The organism is Specibacter sp. RAF43 (assembly GCF_052114065.1).
GTDB lineage: Bacteria > Actinomycetota > Actinomycetes > Actinomycetales > Micrococcaceae > Specibacter.
On the sequence record NZ_JBFREA010000001.1, the window covers coordinates 75,173 to 95,354 of the forward strand.

Sequence of the window (20,182 nt, forward strand, 5' to 3'; positions counted from 1 at the left end):
CACGTGGATGTCCCACGGGTCCTGCGGGGAATCCTTGGGAAAATAGTTTAAGGACTGCTTGATGACACTTTTGACCCCAGCCGCCACAACCAGCACCGCCGAAGTGCCGCAAGGCTTTCCTGCCGGCACCATAGAACCCGGTTACGTGCTGAGCGATGCGCTGGATCCGGACCCGGCTGGCGTCTTCTTGGAGCTTAGCGCTGAGGATCGGTCATATCGGAGCCGCGCGCGGGCATTTGTCCAGGCCGAGATTCTGCCGGTTATCGACGGCTATTGGGACCGTGGGGCCTACCCACTGCACCTGCTTCGGCGCCTGGGCGAGGAGGATCTGCTCCGCGACGGACTGGACGTGGACGGTTTTGCGCCCATGTCTACCATGGCCGCGGGTCTTGTGAACATGGAAATCAGCCGCGGCGATGGGTCTATCGGCACCATCATCGCGGTACAGGGCGGCCTTGCCATGCGTTCGATCGCACTGTGCGGCTCAGAAGAACAGAAGCGGCAGTGGCTGCCAGCCTTGGCCCGCGGTGAGGACTACGGCGCCTTCGCCCTGACCGAGCCGACTCATGGCTCGGACTCAGTGGCACTGGAGACCACGGCCACGTCCACACCCGGCGGTGTCCTGCTAAACGGGGAGAAGAAGTGGATCGGCAATGGCTCCGTCGGCGGTGTCACGGTGGTGTGGGCCCGGGCCGAGGACGGACAGGTCCACGGGTACCTTGTCCCGCAGGACTCTCCGGGGTACAGGGCCACGGTCATCGAAGGCAAGGTTTCGCTGCGGGCCATCTGGCAGGCCCACATCCGGTTGGAGAATGTCTTCGTCCCTGCGGAAAATATCTTGCCGGGCGCCAACTCGTTCAAGGACACCTCACGGGTGCTGCTTGCTACCCGGCTGGGCGTGGCCTGGTCCGCCGTCGGACATGCCACGGCCTGCTACGAGACCGCCGTGCAGTACGCGGCGCAGCGCCAGCAGTTCGGCCGGCCCCTCGCCGCCTCGCAGATTGTCCAGGAACGACTGGCGCGCATGCTCTCCGAACTGGCGACGATGCAACTGATGGTGGTGCAGATGTCCCGCCTGGACGAGGCCGGGGTCCTCACCCCGGTGCAGGCTTCGCTGGCGAAGTTTACCTGCACACGCGCCGCGCGGTCCATTGCGTCCATTGCCAGGGACCTGCTCGGGGGCAACGGTATCCTGCTCGCAAACCGCGTCGCCCGTCATATGACCGACATCGAAGCCCTCCACACGTACGAGGGCACCGAAACCGTCCAGGCCTTGATCATCGGCCGCTCCATCACGGGCATCTCAGCCTTCAACTAAGGATTCCAGCGAACCCGAGGTTGCCGTTTGCCCGTTGACGCCTCGAAAGCCCCCGTCATTCTCGGCGGAGCTCGTTAGTAGTACGAAGTGATGCGCTCCCAGACCTCGTCGCCGTCAAGGTCCAGGCCGAGTTTCTTGACGTTCTGTTGTACCAGGAGGCGGCCGGTACGGCAAAGATGGGCGTGCATAGCCGCCGCCGCGGCTCCTCCGTCACCTCGGCCAATGGCCTCGACGATGGGGTTGTGCTCTTCGGCAATGTCCACCAGGGTGCGGTCAACCCCCGCCGTTGAGGCACCGAGGATCCGGGTTGACGTCCGAAGCCGGTTGACGACGTCACGGATTCTCTGATTCCCGGAAACTTCGATGATGAGCTCGTGGAATCGCTGATCGTGCTGAGAGAACCGTGCCTCGTCGTCTGTGACCGTGGCGTCGACCATCAGTGCGATCTCGTGTCGTAAGTCCACGAGGAGTTCATCTGAACGCAGGAGTGCCGCTCGCTTGGCGGACGGCACTTCCAGGGCCAGACGGAGAGCAAATATCTCCGCAATGTCTTCCGGTCGAGGCTGAATCACCCGAAATCCCCTGTTTCGTTCGAACCGAACCAAACCGGCCTCTTCGAGTCGCAGCATCGCATCCCGAACCGGTGAACGGGAAACACCAAGGGTCTCCGCAAGCTGATAGACGGAATACAGCTCGCCTGGTTGCATCACCCCTGACACGACGGCAGCCCGCACCCTGTTCATGACCTTGTCAGTCAGCGAGGATTCTTGTTCCCCCAGTGGTTCAAACGAAAGATCGGGCCGTGCCATGGAATTCACCATATCCCAGCGTAAGAGCGGGTTCCGCTCGTGTGGGACTTCATTGGCATCCAAGTCGCATGTAGCATGTTACTTACTGTATCGCGGAATGAAGCGACGATCTTCTCCAGAAAGTTGCCTCCTGCAGCTACCTACTATGGCAGCGCACAGTTATGCTGCCACTCGCCCTAGGAGGAGAAATGACCCCCATCGAACTGCGTGAAGACATCACGACGCGTGCCGCCTACGTTTCGGATGCGTCGATTTATCGGCGATTACCAGCGGCAGTCGTCGAGCCCCGGTCCGTAGAGGACATCCGTGAAGCTCTGCGCATGGCTTCCGAACGCGGCTGGTCCGTTGTGTGCCGCGGGGGCGGGACGTCGGTGGCGGGAAACGCGATCGGTGATGGGCTGATCATCGACGTGAGCCGCTATTTCAATCAGATTCTTGCCATTGACTCCGGGGCGCGGACGGCACGGATCCGTCCAGGTGTGGTGTGCGATACGTTGCGGGACGCGGCAGGGGAGTTCGGGCTCACTTACGGGCCGGATCCCTCGACGCATTCACGCTGCACCGTGGGGGGAATGGTTGCAAACAATGCCTGTGGCTCTCACTCCGTTGCCTGGGGCACGGCCGCTGACAACCTCGTGTCCCTCAAGCTGATGCTCGCTGATGGTCGTGAGATCGAAATCGGCGCCGACTACTGCAGTGACCCGAAAATCGAGAAGAGGCTCAAGAAGCTCCGAGACGAGCATCTGGGAATTCTGCGTACTGAATTGGGGCAATTTGCCCGCCAGGTCTCCGGGTATGGGCTTCACCATCTGTTGCCGGAGAATGGCTTCAATGTCGCCCAGGCCATGGCCGGCACCGAGGGCACCTGCGGGGTCATCACCGAATTGACCGTCCGGCTTGTTGAGCGTCCGCAGGCCACGGCGTTGGCCGTCCTCGGGTTTTCGGACGTTTTCTTGGCAGCCAAGGCAGCACCTGGTTTACGGCGACAAGGCGTCTACACGGTTGAAGGAATGGGGTCCGACCTCTTGGCCGCATTGCGTTCACGGCCCGGTCAGGAGGATGCAGGTTCGGAACTGCCGGCCGGCGGGGGCTGGCTATACGTGGAGGTCGGCGGACGGACGCCCGATGAGGCCGGTGAGGCCGCCCGGGCGCTTGTCGACGAGCTGGCCGGCACGGGGCAGATCGTCGACTCGGTTGTCGTCACGGAGGGTTCCCAGGCGCGTGAACTCTGGCATATCCGTGAGGCGGGCGCCGGCATTGTCACCCGCCTTCCCGACGGCGGCGAAGCCTGGCCGGGGTGGGAAGATTCGGCAGTGCCACCGGAACACCTTGCCGATTACCTGCGTGACTTGTATGGACTTCTTGACGCACATGGGCTGCGGGGTATACCTTTTGGCCACTTCGGCGAGGGCTGCGTACACATCCGCATCGACTTCGGCCTCGGATCAGAAGAAGGCGTTCGTGGTTACCGGAAGTTCGTCGAAGAAGCTGCCGCACTGGTAGCCCGCTACGGTGGCTCCGTGTCAGGTGAACACGGCGACGGACGCGCGCGCTCTGCCTTGCTACCGTATGTTTACTCCAACTCGGCACTGAGGGCGTTCGCACAGTTCAAGAGCATCTTTGATGAAGAGAACTTCTTCAACCCCGGCATCCTGGTGGATCCCGAACCGGTTGATCAGGGTTTGCGTCCGGGTCCCGGAAATCGGACTTTCGAGCTGACTCCGGTCCACGCCTTCAGCCATGACGGCGGATCCTTGGCCAGCGCCATGAACCGTTGCGTCGGCGTCGGAGCCTGCCGGTCCGATGTGGGGTCCATGTGCCCTTCCTACCAAGTCACCCGCGACGAGGTCCACTCCACTCGCGGCCGGGCGCGTGCTCTCAGTGAGATGCTCCGGGGCGAGTCAGTGACTGACGGCTGGCGCTCCAAAGAGACCCTCGAGGCGCTGGACTTGTGCCTGTCCTGCAAGGCATGCTCTTCCGAATGCCCCGTCAACGTTGATATGTCTACGTACAAAGCTGAGTTCCTACACCACCATTACAAGGGTCGCCTCCGCCCCATGGCGCATTATGCGATGGGATGGTTGCCGCTGACCTCCCGCGTACTTGAAGCTGTTCCCGGCGCCGCTCGTTTCGTCAACTTGGCTCTCGGGATTCGCCCCGTTGAGGAACTCGTAAAGCGCCTGGCCGGCATTGAGCCTAGACGCCGCATGATCTATTTCGCACCGCAAACTCTCCGGAAATGGTTCGGGAAGCAAAGAGGCTCGGGCGTCCACGCAGTGGACGAACGCAATCGGCCCACGGTGATGCTGTGGCCTGACACCTTCAACAACTTCAATTCGCCCGGCGTCGGTCAAGCCGCAGTCGAGGTGCTGGAGGCAATGGGATACCGTGTGGTCCTTCCGGACGGCCCGGTGTGCTGCGGGCTGACGTGGCACTCCACCGGGCAGCTGGAAATGGCCAAGCGGGTCATTTCCCAGACCCTGAATTCGTTGGGTTCGGCCCTGGACGGAAACATGCCCATCATCGGACTGGAGCCCTCTTGCACGGTGATGCTCACAGATGAGATCACCGAACTGTTGCCCGATGATCCCCGTGCAGCCAAGCTGGCCCGCCAGGTCGTGACTCTTGCGGACATAGTGGCGGCGCACCAGGGAGCTTGGCCGTTCGGCGAAATCAAGGTCAAGGCCATCTCGCAGGTGCACTGCCATCAAGAAGCCAAGGGCTCCTACGACCCTGACAAGGCGGTGCTGCAAAGGCTCGGGATAGACACGGACGTCATCGGTTCCGGTTGCTGCGGGCTCGCAGGCAACTTTGGCTTCGAACCCGGACACTGGGACGTCTCACAGGCCCTGGGCGAACGAGAACTCTTCCCCAAGATCAGGACCAAAGACGAAACCACAATGGTGCTCGCCGACGGATTCTCTTGCCGCACCCAGGTCACACAAGGCACCGGAGCAAAGGCAATCCATCTGGCCGAGGTGCTCAAACTTGCCCTGGGCCAGAACGCATCAAACTCGACCTTGGACCAGGTGCCCCAGTTATAGGGTCCAAGCCGATCCAGCCCATCACCGGCATGCCTTAGATGCGGGAGGCCCACAGGAACCGCATCCAGGCCTGCACGAATGCCGAGAACATCGCCGAACGGAAGGCGCTTGAGCGGGCGGGGTTCTCGCGGGAAGGCACGCTCCGGAGTGCCCCATGGCGCGATGGATCATTCCACGACATGACCTTGTACTCGGTTCTGCGTTCTGACATTTCCGCCAGCCGCGAGTAGCACGAAACTTCCTGAGAAAACTCCTTGCGACCTCACTAGTCAGTGCTACTATGTACTAGTAGTCAATAGCGCTAGGTAGCCAAAGGAGTCGTGCCGTGGGTAAACAGATGACGGAGCTGCTCAAGGGCACCCTGGAGGGCATCGTCCTGGCGATCCTGTCCGTGCGGCCCGCGTACGGCTACGAAATCACGGCAGGGTTGCGGGATCAGGGCTTCACCGACATCGCCGAGGGCACCGTCTACGCCATCCTGGTCAGGATCGAGCGCAACGGCCTCGTCGAGGTGGAGAAGCGCCCGTCCGAGAAGGGGCCCCCACGCAAGGTGTATTCACTCAATGCCCAGGGCCAGGAATATCTCGAAGAGTTCTGGACAACGTGGGGCTTTCTGGCCGACCGGCTCGAACAGCTCCAACAAGGAGGTAGATAAACATGGCGGCAAAGTGGATCGAGCTGGTCACCGGATCGCTCGAGCAGAAGAAGCAGTACCGGCAGTACAAGGCCCGCGTCGACGCCCTCCCCGAGCCGTATGGCACCGCCGCGAAGGCGCTGCTGCGGTACTTCATGTACAACGGCGGCGTCACGGACGGTGCCACCGCCCTGAACATGATGGGCGACTTCGTCGAGCTCTGGGAGCGCGCCGCCGTGGACGGAACACCCGTGCGCGCGATCGTCGGGGAGGACCCGGTCGATTTCGCGGACACGTTCGCCCAGGCCTACGGCGGCAAGCTGTGGATCGACAAGGAGCGCGAACGGCTGACCACCGCCATCAAGCGCGTCGCGGACGACGAAACGTAGCGAACGACAGACAAGGACATCCAGATGAACGCCAACCAGGTCCACGGACCTGCGATCCATGTGCAGGGCCTGGAGAAGTCGTACAAGAAACTGGCCGTGTTGCGCGGCGTCGACTTCGACGTCGCCCGGGGCAGCATATTCGCCCTGCTCGGCTCGAACGGGGCCGGCAAAACCACCATCGTGAACATCCTGGCCACGCTGCTCGGGGCCGACGCCGGGACCGCCACCGTCAACACCTTCGACGTCGCCACGCAGGCCGCGGAGGTTCGGGAGTCCATCAGCCTCACCGGACAATTCGCGGCCGTCGATGAGATCCTCAGCGGCCGGGAGAACCTGGTGCTCGTCGCCCGGCTCCGGCACCTCAAGGACCCCGGCGCGATCGCTGACGACCTGCTGGACCGCTTCTCCCTGACCGACGCCGCCGCACGGAAGGTGTCCACGTATTCGGGCGGCATGCGCCGCCGCCTCGACATCGCGATGAGCCTCATCGGCGATCCACAGGTCATCTTCCTCGACGAGCCCACCACCGGGCTCGACCCCCAGGCCCGCCTGGAGGTGTGGCAGGCCGTCAAGGAACTGGCCGCCCACGGCACCACGGTGCTGCTCACCACGCAGCACCTGGACGAGGCCGAACACCTCGCCGACCGGATCGCGATCCTCCACCAGGGCCGGATCATCGTCAACGGCACCCTCGCCGAACTCAAGGCGCTGCTCCCGCCCGCCACGATCGAATACGTCGAGAAGCAGCCGAGCCTCGAGGACGTCTTCTTCGCGATCGTCGGTGACGACGGCGCGAACGGCACGGACGCCGACGTCGGCCAGGCCCGCGTCGGTACGGACAAGTAAGGAACGTGAAATGACCACTCATTTCTTCGGCGACACCGCCGTCCTGCTGGGACGATCCCTGCGCCACATCACCCGCAGCCTGGACACCATCATCACCACCACGCTCATGCCGATCGCCTTCATGCTGCTGTTCGTCTACGTCTTTGGCGGGGCCATCAAGGCAGGCACCGGCAACTACGTGAACTACCTGCTGCCCGGCATCGTGCTCATCACGATTGCCTCGGGCGTCTCCTACACCGCCTTCCGGCTCTTCCTGGATATGACAAGCGGCATCTTCGAACGGTTCCAGTCCATGCCGATCGCGCGGTCGTCCGTGCTGTGGGCGCACGTGCTGACCTCCCTGGTCGCAAACCTCGTCTCGGTCGCGGTGGTGGTGCTGGTCGCCCTCCTCATGGGCTTCCGCTCCGGGGCCGGGGCGCTGGCGTGGCTGGCGGTTGCCGGCGTCCTGATCCTGTTCACCCTGGCGCTGACATGGATCGCCGTCATCCCCGGCCTGTCCGCGAAGTCCGCGGACGGGGCGAGCGCGTTCTCCTACCCGCTGATCTTCCTGCCGTTCATCAGCTCCGCCTTCGTCCCCACCGCCACCATGCCCGGCCCCGTGCGCTGGTTCGCCGAAAACCAGCCGGTGACGTCCATCGTCAACGCGATCCGGGACCTGCTCGCACAGCAGCCGGTGGGCGCCAACATCTGGATCGCCCTCGCCTGGTGTATTGGCATCCTCGTCCTCGCGTACCTCTTCGCCATGGTCGCGTACCGCCGCAAGGTGGCCTAGTACCGGCATCACCGGGATCCTAGTAGGCTGATTCGCACACGTGAGGAATAGGAGGCCGAGGTGGCCGAGACGACGGTGGCGCAGACCACGAAGACCGGAACCGCGGTGGCCGAGGTGCTGGCCGAGCTGGCCGCGCTGGAGGACCCGAAGGCGCGGGCCGTGAACGAGAAGCACGGCGACGACCACGGGGTGAACCTGGGCAAGCTCCGGGCGCTCGCGAAGCGGCTGAAGACGCAGCAGGACTTGGCGCGCGAGCTTTGGGCGACGGGTGACACCGCGGCGAGGCTGGTGGCGCTGCTGATTTGCCGCCCCAAGGCGTTCGAGCGGGACGAGCTGGATGCCATGGTGCGCCAGGCGCGCATCCCCAAGGTGCAGGACTGGCTCGTGAACTACGTGGTGAAGAAGAGCCAGCACGCCGAAGCGCTGCGCGTGGGCTGGTTCGCCGACCCGGACCCCGTGGTCGCCAGCGCCGGCTGGGCGCTGACCAGCGAACGTGTGGTGAAAAAACCCGACGGCCTGGACCTCGCGGGACTCCTGGACATCATCGAGGCGCAAATGAAGGACGCCCCGGACCGCCTGCAGTGGGCGATGAACAACTGCCTGGCCCAGATCGGGATCGAGCATCCCGGGCACCGTGCCCGGGCCATCGCCATCGGTGAGCGCCTGGAGGTCCTCAAGGACTACCCGACGCCGCCCAACTGCACGTCGCCGTTCGCGCCCATCTGGATCACCGAGCTGGTGCGCCGACAGGACGGCAAGTAGGAAAAGCCTCCCCCATTTTCCCCGTGAGGGACTGCCCTCGGCGTCCTAGGGGGAATTGAAGCCACAACTGCGAGAATTCTCGCCACGGCTTGAGCTGCCTTAAGCCGTTGTCAGTGCCCAAAACCCTGCGCCCAAAAACCCGCGCCCAAAACCCGACCACACCCCCCGCGGTTGGCCGGCTCCCTAGCCGCGCCCCCAGGCCGGTGGCCGTTGCCACCCTCCACTGCGCTGCCACCCACCCGGGTGGCGCATCTTGCCCCGTGTATTCCACCCGGGAAGGTAGTAGCCGGCCACCCCATGTGTTGGGTGAGACTGAGGTCAGTTCTCAATGTGGCTTGGATCACAGTCGCCTCTTGAGGCATACGACGCCGATGTCATCTCGCCGCAATATACAAAGGAGTATCAATGGAACGGCTCATCAATATCGACAACGGGGGGACGCTGACCGACATCTGTGTCTGGGATGGTGAGGGATTTTCGTTTACGAAGACCCTGACGACACCCTTTGACTTGTCTCAGTGTCTTTTTGACGGGATCGCCAAGGCCTCCAAGGGCATTTTCGGTGAGGAGGATCTTCCACGACTCCTGCACTCCACCCGGCATATCCGGTATTCCACCACCCAGGGCACGAATGCCCTCGTGGAGCGCAAGGGACCTCGCATCGGAATCCTCACGGACAGCCCCACCCTGGCGGAGGAGCTTCGGCGCGGCGACGCGGCAGCCGGGCTGTTCGAAGACCTCGTGGGCACGCGCATAGGTGTTGTCAACGCCGACCAGGCCGTGGAGGACCTGACACATGAAATCGTCCGGCAGGTCAACCGGCTCACCACCGATGGCGCGGCCAGGCTGGTGGTCGCGATGGCGGACAAGGAGAAGGAACGAGCGGTCAAGGGTATCCTGCTGCGAAAATTCCCCCGGCACCTGCTGGGCTCCGTGCCGATCCTTTTTACCTGGGAATTCACGCCGGACGCCGTCCGGGGACGCCGCGTGTGGTCCGGGATCATCAATTCCTTCCTCCATCCGACGATGGAGCGCTTCCTCTACAGCGCCGAGCACCGGCTCCGCGACCACAAGGTCAAGAACCCGCTGCTCATTTACCGTAACGACGGCGCCTCCTCGCGCGTGGCGAAGTCCGTGGCCCTCAAGACATATTCCTCCGGCCCCCGCGGCGGCCTTGAAGGAACAAAAGCGCTCGCAAGTGCGTACGGACTTGAGCATGTCCTGATGATTGATGTGGGCGGAACCACCACCGATGTGGGCTCGGTTCAGAACTCGAGCATTTCAACGGACCGCAGGGGGTCCATCCAGGGCATTCCCGTGTCCTTTGAGATGAGCAATGTCCACTCCAATGGTGTGGGCGGCAGTTCCATCATTGCGCTCCGCGATGGTGTCATCACCGTCGGGCCCGAGAGCGTCGGGGCGGCTCCCGGTCCTGCTTGTTTTGGCTTTGGGGGCAAGCAGGCCACGATCACGGACGTCAATTTACTCTTGGGCGTCCTGGATCCGGACACGTACCTCGACGGCGGGTTCAGTCTCGACGCTGCGCGGTCGCGGGCCGTCATCATGGAGGTCATAGCGGACCCTCTGGGGATTTCCCTCGAAGAGTCGTTGATCCGGATGGAGGCAGCATACTTCGACCGCATGTCCAAGTGCTTTGCGGCCGATGTCCTGGATGCGGATGCGACGACGATTGCCGCCTTCGGGGGTGCCGGACCCATGAGCGCCTGCGGCGCGGCACGGATCTCAGGCGTGCACCGGGTCCTGGTGCCGAAAATGGCGGCGGTGTTCTCGGCATTCGGGATTGGTTTCTCTGACATCGCCCAGACGTATGAGGCCAATATCGCCGGGTTGACTGCGCAAGAATTCGATGCGACCAAGACACGGTTGCGGGAACGTGCCACTCGGGACATGTTCCAGGAGGGCCACGAGATCGAGGAATGCCGGCTCGAGTGGAGGGTGGTCCAGGAAGGAGCTGAGGGGCAGCTGATCTCCGAGCTCCCCTTGGATGAAGCGGATCCCCAGCCCAGCATCAGCGCCCACCACGCGATGCTGACCCTGACGGCCCGCTATGAACTCCCGCATGCCTCCATGAAGCCGGTGGAATCGATGGCGAAGTCGCCAGCCGTCTCCTCCTCGACTCGAAGGGTCCGTTCCTCAGTGGAGCAGGTGGATGAGGTCCCGGTTTTCGAGCTGGAACGCCAGGAGGCCGGCGCGACGGCGGCGGGCCCGGCCATCGTTGAGGGCCCCTACTTTACGGCCCGGGTCCCGCACGGCTGGAAATTTGACGTAAGCGGTTCCGGTGACCTCATGCTCACCGACACCATCTAGCACCGACCATCACATAAGCAATTGCCAGAAGAACAGGTGAGACAAGCTATGCGTATTCCAATGACGGAATATCTGATTATCGATCTCGACACCGAGCGCTGGACGTGCAAGGTCTGCGCCCACGACCTTGGCGACGCCAGAGGCAACTACAAGGAGGGGACCCTGGTCTACGACCGGGATCCACGGGACATCCACCAGTCCATTTTGGACCCGGAGAAGTACGAATTCACCTTCGCTCCGGACCCCACTTTCTGCCGAATTCTCGAGTTCTACTGCCCCGGGTGCGGCACCCAACTGGAAACCGAGTACGTTCCGCCGGGACACCCGCCGACGGTTGACATGCTCTGGGATATTGACTCGCTCCGCGAAAAGTGGATCGAACGTGGAACGGATCCCGAGTCCGTCATCAACTACGGACCCGGCGAAGAAGCTGTCGCGGATTTCAGCCCGGCACTTGGCTCGTACAACAGCTTTTCCCCTTCCGCACCTCATTCGCACAGCTAAAGGAAACCACTGGTCATGAAACGAATTTCCGTCGACATTGGCGGTACTTTTACCGACTGTTTCTTCGTTTGGGACGACGTGTATGTCGAAGCGAAGGCACTGACAACCCGACACAATCTGGCCCAGGGCTTCAACGAGGCACTCGAACTTGCCTGCTCTCGCGCCGGCCTGGACCGCGACCTCGTCCTGGCCGAAGTGGATTCGGTGCGCTACGCCACCACACTCGGCACGAATGCGCTCATCGAAGGCAAGGGCCCGCGGGTCGGGGCCCTGGTGACCCACGGATTCGAGGACACCATCCCGCTTTCCCGCGGCCGCGGCTACGGTGAGGGGCTGGACCCGTCCAAGCAACAGAACATGCCCGACGCCACCCGCCCCGATCCGCTGGTTCCGCGGGCACTGATCCGCTCAGTCAAGGAGCGCATTAACTCCGCCGGCAAGGTGGTGGTATCGCTGATGGAAGAGGACGTCCGGATGCAGGTCCGGGAACTGGTGGACGCGGGTGCGGAAGCCCTCGTGGTCTCACTGGTCAACTCGACCGAAAATCCAATCCATGAACAGCAAATTCTCGATATTATCCTGGACGAATACCCGGCCCACGAGCTCGGAGCCATCCCCGTTCTGCTGGGAAGTCAGGTGTCCGGACGGAAAGGCGAGTATGTCCGTGCAACCTCCACCATTGTTGACGCGTTCCTGCACGAAATCATGTTCCACGCGTTGGGGCAGCTGTCCAACAACCTCCGCGGTTCCGGCTATGACAAACCAATGCTTGTGGTCCACAACACCGGCGGCATGGCCCAGTCGAATTCCACCGACGCACTGCAGACCATCCACTCGGGCCCCATCGCCGGCGTAGGCGCCGCCCAGCACCTTGCCGCGAGTACCGGGTTGGGAAACGTCATCTCCACGGATATGGGCGGGACGTCCTTCGACATTGGGCTGGTTCCCGAGGGAGGCGTCAAGCACTACGACTTCCAACCCACCATTGGACGCTGGCTGGTGTCGGTTCCCATGATCCACCTGCTGACCCTGGGTGCGGGAGGGGGGTCGATAGCCAGCTATGACAGGATCCACCATTCGGTGCAGATCGGGCCCGAGTCTGCCGGTTCCGACCCTGGCCCGGCTTGCTACGACCGTGGCGGCCTCCGCCCGACGGTTACCGACGCGGACCTCGTGCTGGGTTACCTTGATCCCGACAACTACGCCAACGGCTACATCAAGCTGAACAAGAAGCGTTCCGTCTATGCGATCGACGAGGTTCTCTCCGACGAACTGGGGATGGACACCATTGAAGTGGCCAAGATCGTCAAGAACGGCGTCGATGAGCAAATGGCCATTGGCATGTCGAAGGAACTGCGGGTCAGGGGCTACCTTCCCGAAGACTTCACCATGCTCGCCTATGGCGGCAACGGCCCGCTCCATGCCTGCGGCATCGCCGACCATGCCGGCATCCGCAGGATCCTCGCGCCGCCCTTCTCCTCGGTCTTCTCCGCGTGTGGGGCCGGCAACATGAAGCCGCTCCATATTCACGAGCGGGGCTCCCATGTGGTGTTGTACAACGCCACGGAACGAAGCCTCTACAACACCTATGACGAACTGAACCGTGTCATCCGGGAGCTTGAAGCCAAGGGCAGGGAAGACCTGGTACGGCAGGGCTACAATCTCGCAGACATCCGCCACAGTCTCGAGATGGACCTGCGCTACGGCAACCAAATGGTGACCACGGCAGTCGTTTTCGACATCAACCGTGTCAACGGCGTCGCCGACGTCCTGCACCTGATCCGCACGTTCTCCGAAATTTACGGCCAGCGCTACGGTGCCGGAAGCCAGGCTCCCGAGGCGGGCATCAAGGCGCAGACCGTTCGCGTGTCCTCCTATGTGGAGGGGGACGTCGTGAAGTTCGATTCGATCGACTCCGGGCACGACAGGACCATGCCGTCCCCGATCGGTATCCGCCAGGTGCATTTTGTGAAGATCGACGGCGCCGTCGATACGCCGGTATACGACGCCAATTCGCTGCACCATCAACATGTCATTCACGGCCCGGCCATCGTGACCACGGAAAACACCACGTACCTCGTTGAGCCGTCGTGGCGACTGGAACCCACCTCACAGGGGGCCGTGTGGTTCCTCAAAGACTGACACCGGGCATATCACCCTAAGACCTTCCAGAAAAAACCATTGAAGGAGCCAGACAGCAATGACGCTTACAGCCAATGAAATCAGCAGGACCGGGCGGACCGATGACACGTCGCAGCCGCTCACCGCCCAGGAGCAGCAGTGGGTGGACCAATTCATGGACGAAACAACACTCTTCCTCGGCCCCGACCCGGCCATCATGCGCAGCCACTCGATCACCTCCCGCTCCGCCTACGAAGATGAGTGCATTTCCAGGGGCATCGACCCCATCCAGATCGATCGCATCCGCAAACGGCTCGCCGGCGCCCTGGATGAAGGCTACGAAATGTGCGAGGCCATGGGCGCTGCACCCGGCGCCAAATGGGGGGATCTGACGACGGCCATCTACACGGCCGAAGGCGATGTCGCCTACCTCTCGTGCCATGGGGTGATCGCCTTCTCGGCCATCTTGCACCACCCCATCCGCTACATCATGAAGTACTGGAAGGACGAGCCAACCGTCGGCATCAACCCCGGTGACGGGTTCATCCACAACGATGCCCGGTATGGAAACGTCCACAACACGGACCAGTCGATGATCACGCCGATCATGCGCGATGGCCAGATCATCGCCTGGGTGGCGGCGACAATCCACGAAGGCGAGAACGGCGCCTGCGAGCCCGGCGGAATGCCGTCAGGCTCAGAGACCCCCTTTGACGACGGACTGCGGATGTCCCCCTTCAAGATTGTGGAGAAGGGCGAACTCCGCCGGGACCTGCTGACGTTCTTGCAGCACTCGGTTCGCGACCCCAAACTCCAACTGGCCGACCTTAAGGTAAAGATCGGTGCCGTGCAGAGAATCCAACAACGCGTCGACAGCATCATTGACGAGGTCGGAATCGAGACATTTGTGGCGGCACTTCGGGTCACGGTCGAAGACGTGGAGGAGGAGGTAAAGCGGCGCATCAGCGAGCTCCCCGACGGGACCGTGACCTTCAACCAGTTCATGGACTCCACGCTCAAAGAAAACATCTTGATCAAATTTGCCTGCAAGGTCACCGTTAAGGGCGATAAGATGACCGTCGACCTTAGGGGGACGGGGCCGGAAATCCTCAACCGAGCCATCAATTCTCCGTTGTGCTCGGTCAAGTCCATGATGATGCAGGCAATCCTTGCCTTTTGGTGGCCGGACCTGCCACGATGCACGTCGGCGATGTCTCCCATTGACATCATCTCGGATGAACATACCTGGGCCGATGCCGGTTACGATGCACCGATGGGCCAGTCGCTGCAGGCCTCCTTCCGCGCGTTTTCGGCACTGCAGACGGCATTCGCGAAGATGCAGTTCTCAAATCCGGAAAAGTTCTCCAACGTCCTGGCTCCGTGGTTCAACCAGATCAACACCTTCCTGTGGGGAGGCCTGACCCAGCACGGTGACCAGGTGGGCAACCTGTGTGCCGACCTCAACGGCATGGGCGGTGGGGCCAAGGCGTTCCGTGATGGTGAGGACGCCGTCTCACCATTATTCTGCGCCATGGCTGACACCGCCGAGCAGGAGGTCATGGAGGAAGAAGTCCCGTTCATGCAGTTGGTGAGCAAGCGCATCGTCCGCGACAACCAGGGCTTCGGGAAGAACAGCGGAGGCATGGGCTATGAAATGATCGTTGCCGCCGAGGGAACGCCGATGTGGGGCTTTATGACGGTCACCTCGGGCTCCAAATTCTCCTCCGTCACCGGAATGTTTGGCGGCTACGGCTGCAGCACCAACCCGCTGGCGATGGTCAAGGGCATCAACATCTACGACATCATCCGCAAGGACTCCAGCAAGTTTGACCTGTCCATGGAGCAGATCATGAACCGGCAACCCTATGAGGGCGGGAAATACACCACTGCGCACATGGGTCTTCAGTTCGACGTCGCCAAGGATGGCGAGCTGTACATGATTGCCCAGGGCTCTGGCGGCGGTTACGGCGACGTGCTCGAACGCGACCCCGAATCGGTGGCCAAGGACCTGGAACTCGGACGCATTTCGGCGCACGTTGCCACAAGCATCTACGGCGTCGTTTGGGATGCTGAGACGTTCGTGGTGGATGAAGAAGCCACCCGTCAACTGCGCCGGGATGCCCGGGCGGCCCGGCTGGCCCGCGGCAAGCCGTACAAGGAATTCGTGGAGGGCTATGTGCGGCCCGAGCCGCCGAAGGATCTGCTCTACTACGGGTCCTGGGGTGACGACACGGATGAGCTCACCGCCACCCACTTCACCAACAATGGCCCGGAGCGCGTCAAGGCCACCGTGGACAAGCTGCCGCTGATCATGATCCCGGACCGCAGGGAAGTCAAGATCGGGCAATTGGAGGAGAGAATCCGCGAACTGGAAACCAAGCACGGGGAAGTCATCCAGCGCAAGTCCTAACCTCAACCCATTCAAGAAGCGTTCAGCGCCGCATCCTCCGCCCTCACGGAGGGTGCGGTGCTGGACGCTCGGAACAGCAAACCTTTGGAGACGTCATGACCACCTCAACTTCCACCACGCTGGCCAACATAGTCTCTGCCCCTCCGTCGGGCAGGGCGAAGGCCGTGGTCTTCGATCACCACCACTACGCATCGTCGGTCATACTTCGCGGCCATGAAGTCCCATGGGACAACCCCATCGAATACGCGTCGTTCTTTGCCCAGGCGCAAGGGCTGCTCAAGCCCGACACCGCCCTGTTGGACCTGGCGCGGCTCTGCGAATATCTGACGGCGGGCAACACCGGACTTGGTGCGGCGATGGCGGCCAAGTCCCGGACGGGCTTTGCGCTCCGGACACTGTTGGCAGATAGCGACGTCAATAAGGCGGTGTTGGACTTCGCGACGGTCTTCGCCCAGACAGCCCGTCAGCCCGTGGTTCTTCGGATTCCATCCCCCATGGACTGGCTCATCTCCACCCACCGCTTTGGCGGGGTCGCCGCCGTCGAGGACCTGGGGCCGGATGACGCGGAGAACGCGTCGATGTACGTGAGCGACTGGTTGCGGGCTTTTGCGCTCTTGCCGATCGCCGCTGTTCTTCTGGACAACCGAACAACTGGCGGGGACCATCGGCATGTGTCCGTTGGGTTGGACGCCTATACCCCCATTGCCAACGTGAGCAGCAACTATCGGTGGACGTTGGGGCAACTCGATGACGACCACCTGCATCTTCAGGCCGAGACCGCGGTGGGAGGGTACATCCCCGACAGGTTCTGGCTGGATGCACAGGGAGAACTTCCCGCCGCCGATTTTTACTTCGCCGAGGTGCCCAGCGCGGCACGGCCGGAGGATGTCCTGATGCGACTTGTTGCCCTTCAATAGGCGGCCGCAGGCGGTCTCGTCCGGCCCTACAGATCCTCGGACCTGCCATCTTGCTGCAGCAAATGCCTGCGCCGTGCTTCATCCACACAGCGTTGCCGGTCGCCAACGCCAAGGCTGCTGAACAGGTTCTTCAGGTACCATTTCACCGTGTTGATGCCCAGGTGAAGCTCCTGGGCGATTTCCCGGTTGGAGCGGCCCTTCTCGACCAGCATCAGAATAGTTTGTTCGCGTGCCGAGAGACCGGGCTCCGCGACGGACTCCGCCTTGGTCCGCCAGTCCTGGGGTCCCGCGCTTCGGAGGGTGGAACCGCCCCGAGCAACTGCGGTATTGGAATCCAGTCGAATCAGGAGGCTGAGAAACGACCCCAGATCTGCGTCGAGGTTCTTCGCCCTGCCCAGCCTCACCTTCTCGGAGAGGGCGTGCAATACTGCGGAGCAGCCGGCGCCGCCATCCAGCAGCGGCCTCACCAGGCCCAACCGATGACACGTCTCGAGCGCTGGAAGGAGGGTGTCCTCGGCCTCGTGCTGGAGTCCAGCCTGCTGAAGCGCTTCAACCAGCAGGATGCGCGCGTGCAGTTCCGCCCGCGGGCCCGTGTGGGCCGCGGCCCGTCCCAGCAGCAGGCGGGCCGTTTCCACGGCGGCAAGGCCCTCCGGACTACCGGCGCCGGAGATGTGCGCGGCGGCCAAATCCGAGCGGATCCGCGTGGCAAGAACAATCTGATAGTTGGACTCGGCCAATCCGTCAAGCCGCGGCCCGTGGACGTCGTCCCCTTCGAAGGCCTCGGCGGCGTCGGCGGGATGGAACGGCCGGGGTGCCAGGCCCATCCGCACCCGTTCAAGGTTCATGACGAGTTTGAGCCGCGTCAGGCCCAAACTGTCGGCGACGGAGTCGCCTTCATCGAGTATCTCAACGGCCTTGGACGTGTCGCCTCGGAGTTCCTTGATTTTGGCGAGAGTGGAATATGTGGAAATCATGAAGTCCACGACCCCGCCTTCGGACCCCAGCTCATGCGTCTCTTCCAAAAGCCTTTCGGCCTTGTCCAGGGCACCGCGTTCGTAAAGCAGCTGCCCCATCATCGCGCCCGCCAGCCTGGCCGCGTGGGAGTGTCGTCCGGCGTGGCTGCGGCCCAATTCGACGGCCAGGGCAAAATGCCGTTCAACCTGTTCCATGTCGAGGAGGGCGTAGGCCGCCAAACCGGCAAAGCAGTGCCCATAGACATTGCTGAACGGGCCGGAGGTCCGGTCGTGGAACCTGTCCGCCCAGCGCTGTTGCTCCAGCGCCTGCTCATACTGGCCATCGTGAATCTTCTTAAAGGTTGACAGGTTTGCCCCGACCGAGACAATCCAGGACCGGAGCCGTTCGGCGTGCGCGAAGCACTTGTCGTCCAATTCGCCGACGCGGCAGACGTTGTCGCCATACATGTCAATGCAGCTCTGGACGACGAGGCTCTCGACGCCCAGCTCAAAGCGGTCGTCATCGTTGAGCGACGCATCAAAGGGCATGACGGCCCCGGCCTGGTTAAGGGCAATCTGGGCTTCCGCGGCCAAATGGATGAGCGTATTCGCCCACGCAATGGCCATCTGGAGCCGTGCCTGACCGGCCACGCGTTCCGCCGGGATCTTGCCAACCAGCGCGAGCAAGGTCGCCATGCTCGAGTGCTCCACCAGCCACATGGCGCGGGACTCCACAATTTCCACGGCGAAGTCGACGTCGCCCGCGGCCAGTGCGTGGTCGACGGCGTCGCTGGGGAATCCATTCACGGAGTACCAGCGCGCTGCGGTGAGATGCAGTTCCCTGATCCGTCCCGGGTAGTCCCGCTCCAGGCGGCGGCGCAAGTAGTCCTCGAAGAGGTGGTGATACCGGTACCACGTGCCGTCCTCGTCCAGCGGCTGCAGAAACAAGTCCTTGGCCTGTACCTGCTCGAGCATCACTTGTCCTTGTTCCACACCCGACAGCGCCGACGCGAGTCCCGCGCACAGGCGCTCGGGAACAGAGGAAGTCAGGAGGAAGTCCAACACCTCGGGTTCCAAAGCGTTGAACACGTTCTCCGCCAGATACTCACCGATCGACTGATGACCCCCGGACAGTCTCTCAATGAGGGCCGAGGCTTCACGATGATCTCGCAGGGAGAGGGACACGAGTTGCAGGGCGGCGATCCAGCCTTCCGTGGTCCGATGAAGATTGGCCACGTCCTCGTGGTCGAGGTTCAGACGGTTAATGTCCACCAGGAAGGACTGGGATTCCTGCTGGTCGAAGCGCAGCGAGACGGCATCCACCTCAACCAGCTGGCCGCGTACCATCAGGCGCCCCAGCGGGAGTCCCGCGCGGGTGCGGCTGGTGATGATGAAGGACAGATGCGCTCCGCCGGCGTCCAGCAGCCGTTCGACGACGTCCATGGTTCGCTTGTCCGTGACCAAATGCCAGTCATCCAGCGCGACGACGACGTCCTGCCCGCCCTCGTCGATGGCATTGATCAAGGCGGGTATGACGTAGCGTTCTGCGTCGTCGGGCCTTTCCTCGAGCAGTTGCTGCAACTCGTCGTCGAAACTCTTCTGTGCCCGTCCGATCGCTTCCAACAAATGGGACAGGAACCAGATGGTGTTGTTGTCATCCCGGTCCAGGGAAAGCCAGACGGTGGTCCGTCCACGCGCGGCGAGAAGATCCATCCATTGGGCCGCCAAGGTGGACTTGCCAAAGCCTGCCGGGGCATGGATAAGGGCCAGGCGCCACGCCGGTTCGATATCCAGGAAATCGGACAACCGCGTCCGGGGGACCCATTTGCCGACCGGGCTCGGAGAACGGAACTTGCTTGAAGCACCGCGCGGCACAACCGTCATTCGCCACCTCCTTGTGCGCCGGCATGCGCCGGGAAAGCCCTATGCCCTCGAAGAACCCATGTCCGCAGATACTCAGAACGACACCGTTCTGTATCACTGCAGGCGACAATGGTCCCTACTCTTGGGCTCGGATTTCCTGCAGAACGGTCTCGGCCACTCGAAAAGACTCAAGGGCAGCAGCTGCGCCACAGTAGATCATCGTCTGCAACAGTACTTCTTGAATTTGCTGTTCCGTAACGCCATTGTTAAGAGCCCCCCGGAGGTGTCCCTCGAATTGATGGGGACGGTTAAGTGCGGTCAGCAAAGCCAAATTGAGCATGCTCCGTGTTTTGATGTCCAGGCCAGGCCTGGACCACACGTTGCCCCACGCATACTCGGTAACCAGCTCTTGGATAGGACGGGAAAACTCCGTGGCCTGCCCAAGACTACGCTCYACGTGGGCCGCACCCATGACGGCCTTGCGGATACTCAGACCCTCATTGTACGTGTCC

15 protein-coding genes are annotated in these 20,182 nt (G+C 62.5%); 12 read left to right on the forward strand and 3 right to left on the reverse strand.

Annotated features, from left to right (window positions below; all coding sequences use genetic code 11):
• Positions 1 to 61: 61 nt before the first annotated feature.
• Positions 62 to 1,318 carry an acyl-CoA dehydrogenase family protein gene (locus AB4Y80_RS00345; protein ID WP_442211227.1) on the forward strand — a complete coding sequence of 419 codons (1,257 nt, stop codon included), beginning with the start codon at positions 62 to 64 and terminating at the stop codon, positions 1,316 to 1,318.
• 74 nt (positions 1,319 to 1,392) lie between these two features.
• On the opposite strand, the gene AB4Y80_RS00350 is transcribed toward AB4Y80_RS00345, so the two are convergent.
• Positions 1,393 to 2,127, reverse strand: coding sequence for a GntR family transcriptional regulator (locus AB4Y80_RS00350; protein ID WP_442211228.1), 735 nt, complete (start codon positions 2,125 to 2,127; stop codon positions 1,393 to 1,395).
• A 188-nt stretch (positions 2,128 to 2,315) separates the two neighbouring features.
• Between AB4Y80_RS00350 and AB4Y80_RS00355 the strand changes: the two genes are divergently transcribed.
• From AB4Y80_RS00355 to AB4Y80_RS00405, 11 genes are all read left to right on the forward strand, one after another.
• The gene (locus tag AB4Y80_RS00355) at positions 2,316 to 5,171 is read left to right on the forward strand and encodes an FAD-binding and (Fe-S)-binding domain-containing protein (RefSeq protein WP_442211229.1); all 2,856 of its coding nucleotides are present in this window, start codon (positions 2,316 to 2,318) and stop codon (positions 5,169 to 5,171) included.
• 325 nt (positions 5,172 to 5,496) lie between these two features.
• Complete coding sequence (locus AB4Y80_RS00360) at positions 5,497 to 5,826, forward strand: PadR family transcriptional regulator (protein WP_442211230.1); 330 nt, start codon at positions 5,497 to 5,499, stop codon at positions 5,824 to 5,826.
• A gap of 2 nt (positions 5,827 to 5,828) precedes the next feature.
• Complete coding sequence (locus AB4Y80_RS00365; protein WP_442211232.1) at positions 5,829 to 6,194, forward strand: DUF1048 domain-containing protein; 366 nt, start codon at positions 5,829 to 5,831, stop codon at positions 6,192 to 6,194.
• Positions 6,195 to 6,218: 24 nt separating this feature from the next.
• Positions 6,219 to 7,040: an ABC transporter ATP-binding protein gene (locus tag AB4Y80_RS00370; RefSeq protein ID WP_442211233.1), complete on the forward strand. Its 822-nt coding sequence runs from the start codon at positions 6,219 to 6,221 to the stop codon at positions 7,038 to 7,040.
• A gap of 10 nt (positions 7,041 to 7,050) precedes the next feature.
• The gene (locus AB4Y80_RS00375) at positions 7,051 to 7,812 is read left to right on the forward strand and encodes an ABC transporter permease (protein WP_442211234.1); all 762 of its coding nucleotides are present in this window, start codon (positions 7,051 to 7,053) and stop codon (positions 7,810 to 7,812) included.
• A 60-nt stretch (positions 7,813 to 7,872) separates the two neighbouring features.
• Positions 7,873 to 8,574, forward strand: a complete 702-nt coding sequence (locus AB4Y80_RS00380) for a DNA alkylation repair protein (protein ID WP_442211236.1) — start codon at positions 7,873 to 7,875, stop codon at positions 8,572 to 8,574.
• A 405-nt stretch (positions 8,575 to 8,979) separates the two neighbouring features.
• The gene (locus AB4Y80_RS00385; RefSeq protein ID WP_442211238.1) at positions 8,980 to 10,902 is read left to right on the forward strand and encodes a hydantoinase/oxoprolinase family protein; all 1,923 of its coding nucleotides are present in this window, start codon (positions 8,980 to 8,982) and stop codon (positions 10,900 to 10,902) included.
• Between the two features lie 48 nt (positions 10,903 to 10,950).
• On the forward strand, positions 10,951 to 11,406 hold the full coding sequence (locus AB4Y80_RS00390; RefSeq protein ID WP_442211240.1) for an acetone carboxylase subunit gamma: 456 nt from the start codon (positions 10,951 to 10,953) through the stop codon (positions 11,404 to 11,406).
• Between the two features lie 15 nt (positions 11,407 to 11,421).
• On the forward strand, positions 11,422 to 13,548 hold the full coding sequence (locus AB4Y80_RS00395; protein ID WP_442211242.1) for a hydantoinase/oxoprolinase family protein: 2,127 nt from the start codon (positions 11,422 to 11,424) through the stop codon (positions 13,546 to 13,548).
• Between the two features lie 58 nt (positions 13,549 to 13,606).
• On the forward strand, positions 13,607 to 15,937 hold the full coding sequence (locus AB4Y80_RS00400) for a hydantoinase B/oxoprolinase family protein (RefSeq protein WP_442211244.1): 2,331 nt from the start codon (positions 13,607 to 13,609) through the stop codon (positions 15,935 to 15,937).
• 95 nt (positions 15,938 to 16,032) lie between these two features.
• Positions 16,033 to 16,854 carry a hypothetical protein gene (locus AB4Y80_RS00405; protein ID WP_442211246.1) on the forward strand — a complete coding sequence of 274 codons (822 nt, stop codon included), beginning with the start codon at positions 16,033 to 16,035 and terminating at the stop codon, positions 16,852 to 16,854.
• Positions 16,855 to 16,880: 26 nt separating this feature from the next.
• Here AB4Y80_RS00405 and AB4Y80_RS00410 read toward each other — a convergent pair whose 3' ends face one another.
• Together AB4Y80_RS00410 and AB4Y80_RS00415 are read right to left on the reverse strand one after the other, a co-directional pair.
• On the reverse strand, positions 16,881 to 19,691 hold the full coding sequence (locus AB4Y80_RS00410; protein ID WP_442211248.1) for a LuxR C-terminal-related transcriptional regulator: 2,811 nt from the start codon (positions 19,689 to 19,691) through the stop codon (positions 16,881 to 16,883).
• Between the two features lie 115 nt (positions 19,692 to 19,806).
• Positions 19,807 to 20,142, reverse strand: coding sequence for a carboxymuconolactone decarboxylase family protein (locus AB4Y80_RS00415; protein ID WP_442211250.1), 336 nt, complete (start codon positions 20,140 to 20,142; stop codon positions 19,807 to 19,809).
• Positions 20,143 to 20,182 lie beyond the last annotated feature (40 nt).

Coding starts and splice junctions, on each gene's coding strand:
- AB4Y80_RS00365 (WP_442211232.1), top strand. CDS start 5,829: ATGGCGGCAAAGTGGATCGAGCTGGTCACCGGATCGCTCGAGCAGAAG.
- AB4Y80_RS00405 (WP_442211246.1), top strand. CDS start 16,033: ATGACCACCTCAACTTCCACCACGCTGGCCAACATAGTCTCTGCCCCT.
- AB4Y80_RS00400 (WP_442211244.1), top strand. CDS start 13,607: ATGACGCTTACAGCCAATGAAATCAGCAGGACCGGGCGGACCGATGAC.
- AB4Y80_RS00355 (WP_442211229.1), top strand. CDS start 2,316: ATGACCCCCATCGAACTGCGTGAAGACATCACGACGCGTGCCGCCTAC.
- AB4Y80_RS00370 (WP_442211233.1), top strand. CDS start 6,219: ATGAACGCCAACCAGGTCCACGGACCTGCGATCCATGTGCAGGGCCTG.
- AB4Y80_RS00410 (WP_442211248.1), bottom strand. CDS start 19,691: ATGACGGTTGTGCCGCGCGGTGCTTCAAGCAAGTTCCGTTCTCCGAGC.
- AB4Y80_RS00375 (WP_442211234.1), top strand. CDS start 7,051: ATGACCACTCATTTCTTCGGCGACACCGCCGTCCTGCTGGGACGATCC.
- AB4Y80_RS00350 (WP_442211228.1), bottom strand. CDS start 2,127: ATGGCACGGCCCGATCTTTCGTTTGAACCACTGGGGGAACAAGAATCC.
- AB4Y80_RS00395 (WP_442211242.1), top strand. CDS start 11,422: ATGAAACGAATTTCCGTCGACATTGGCGGTACTTTTACCGACTGTTTC.
- AB4Y80_RS00390 (WP_442211240.1), top strand. CDS start 10,951: ATGCGTATTCCAATGACGGAATATCTGATTATCGATCTCGACACCGAG.
- AB4Y80_RS00345 (WP_442211227.1), top strand. CDS start 62: ATGACACTTTTGACCCCAGCCGCCACAACCAGCACCGCCGAAGTGCCG.
- AB4Y80_RS00385 (WP_442211238.1), top strand. CDS start 8,980: ATGGAACGGCTCATCAATATCGACAACGGGGGGACGCTGACCGACATC.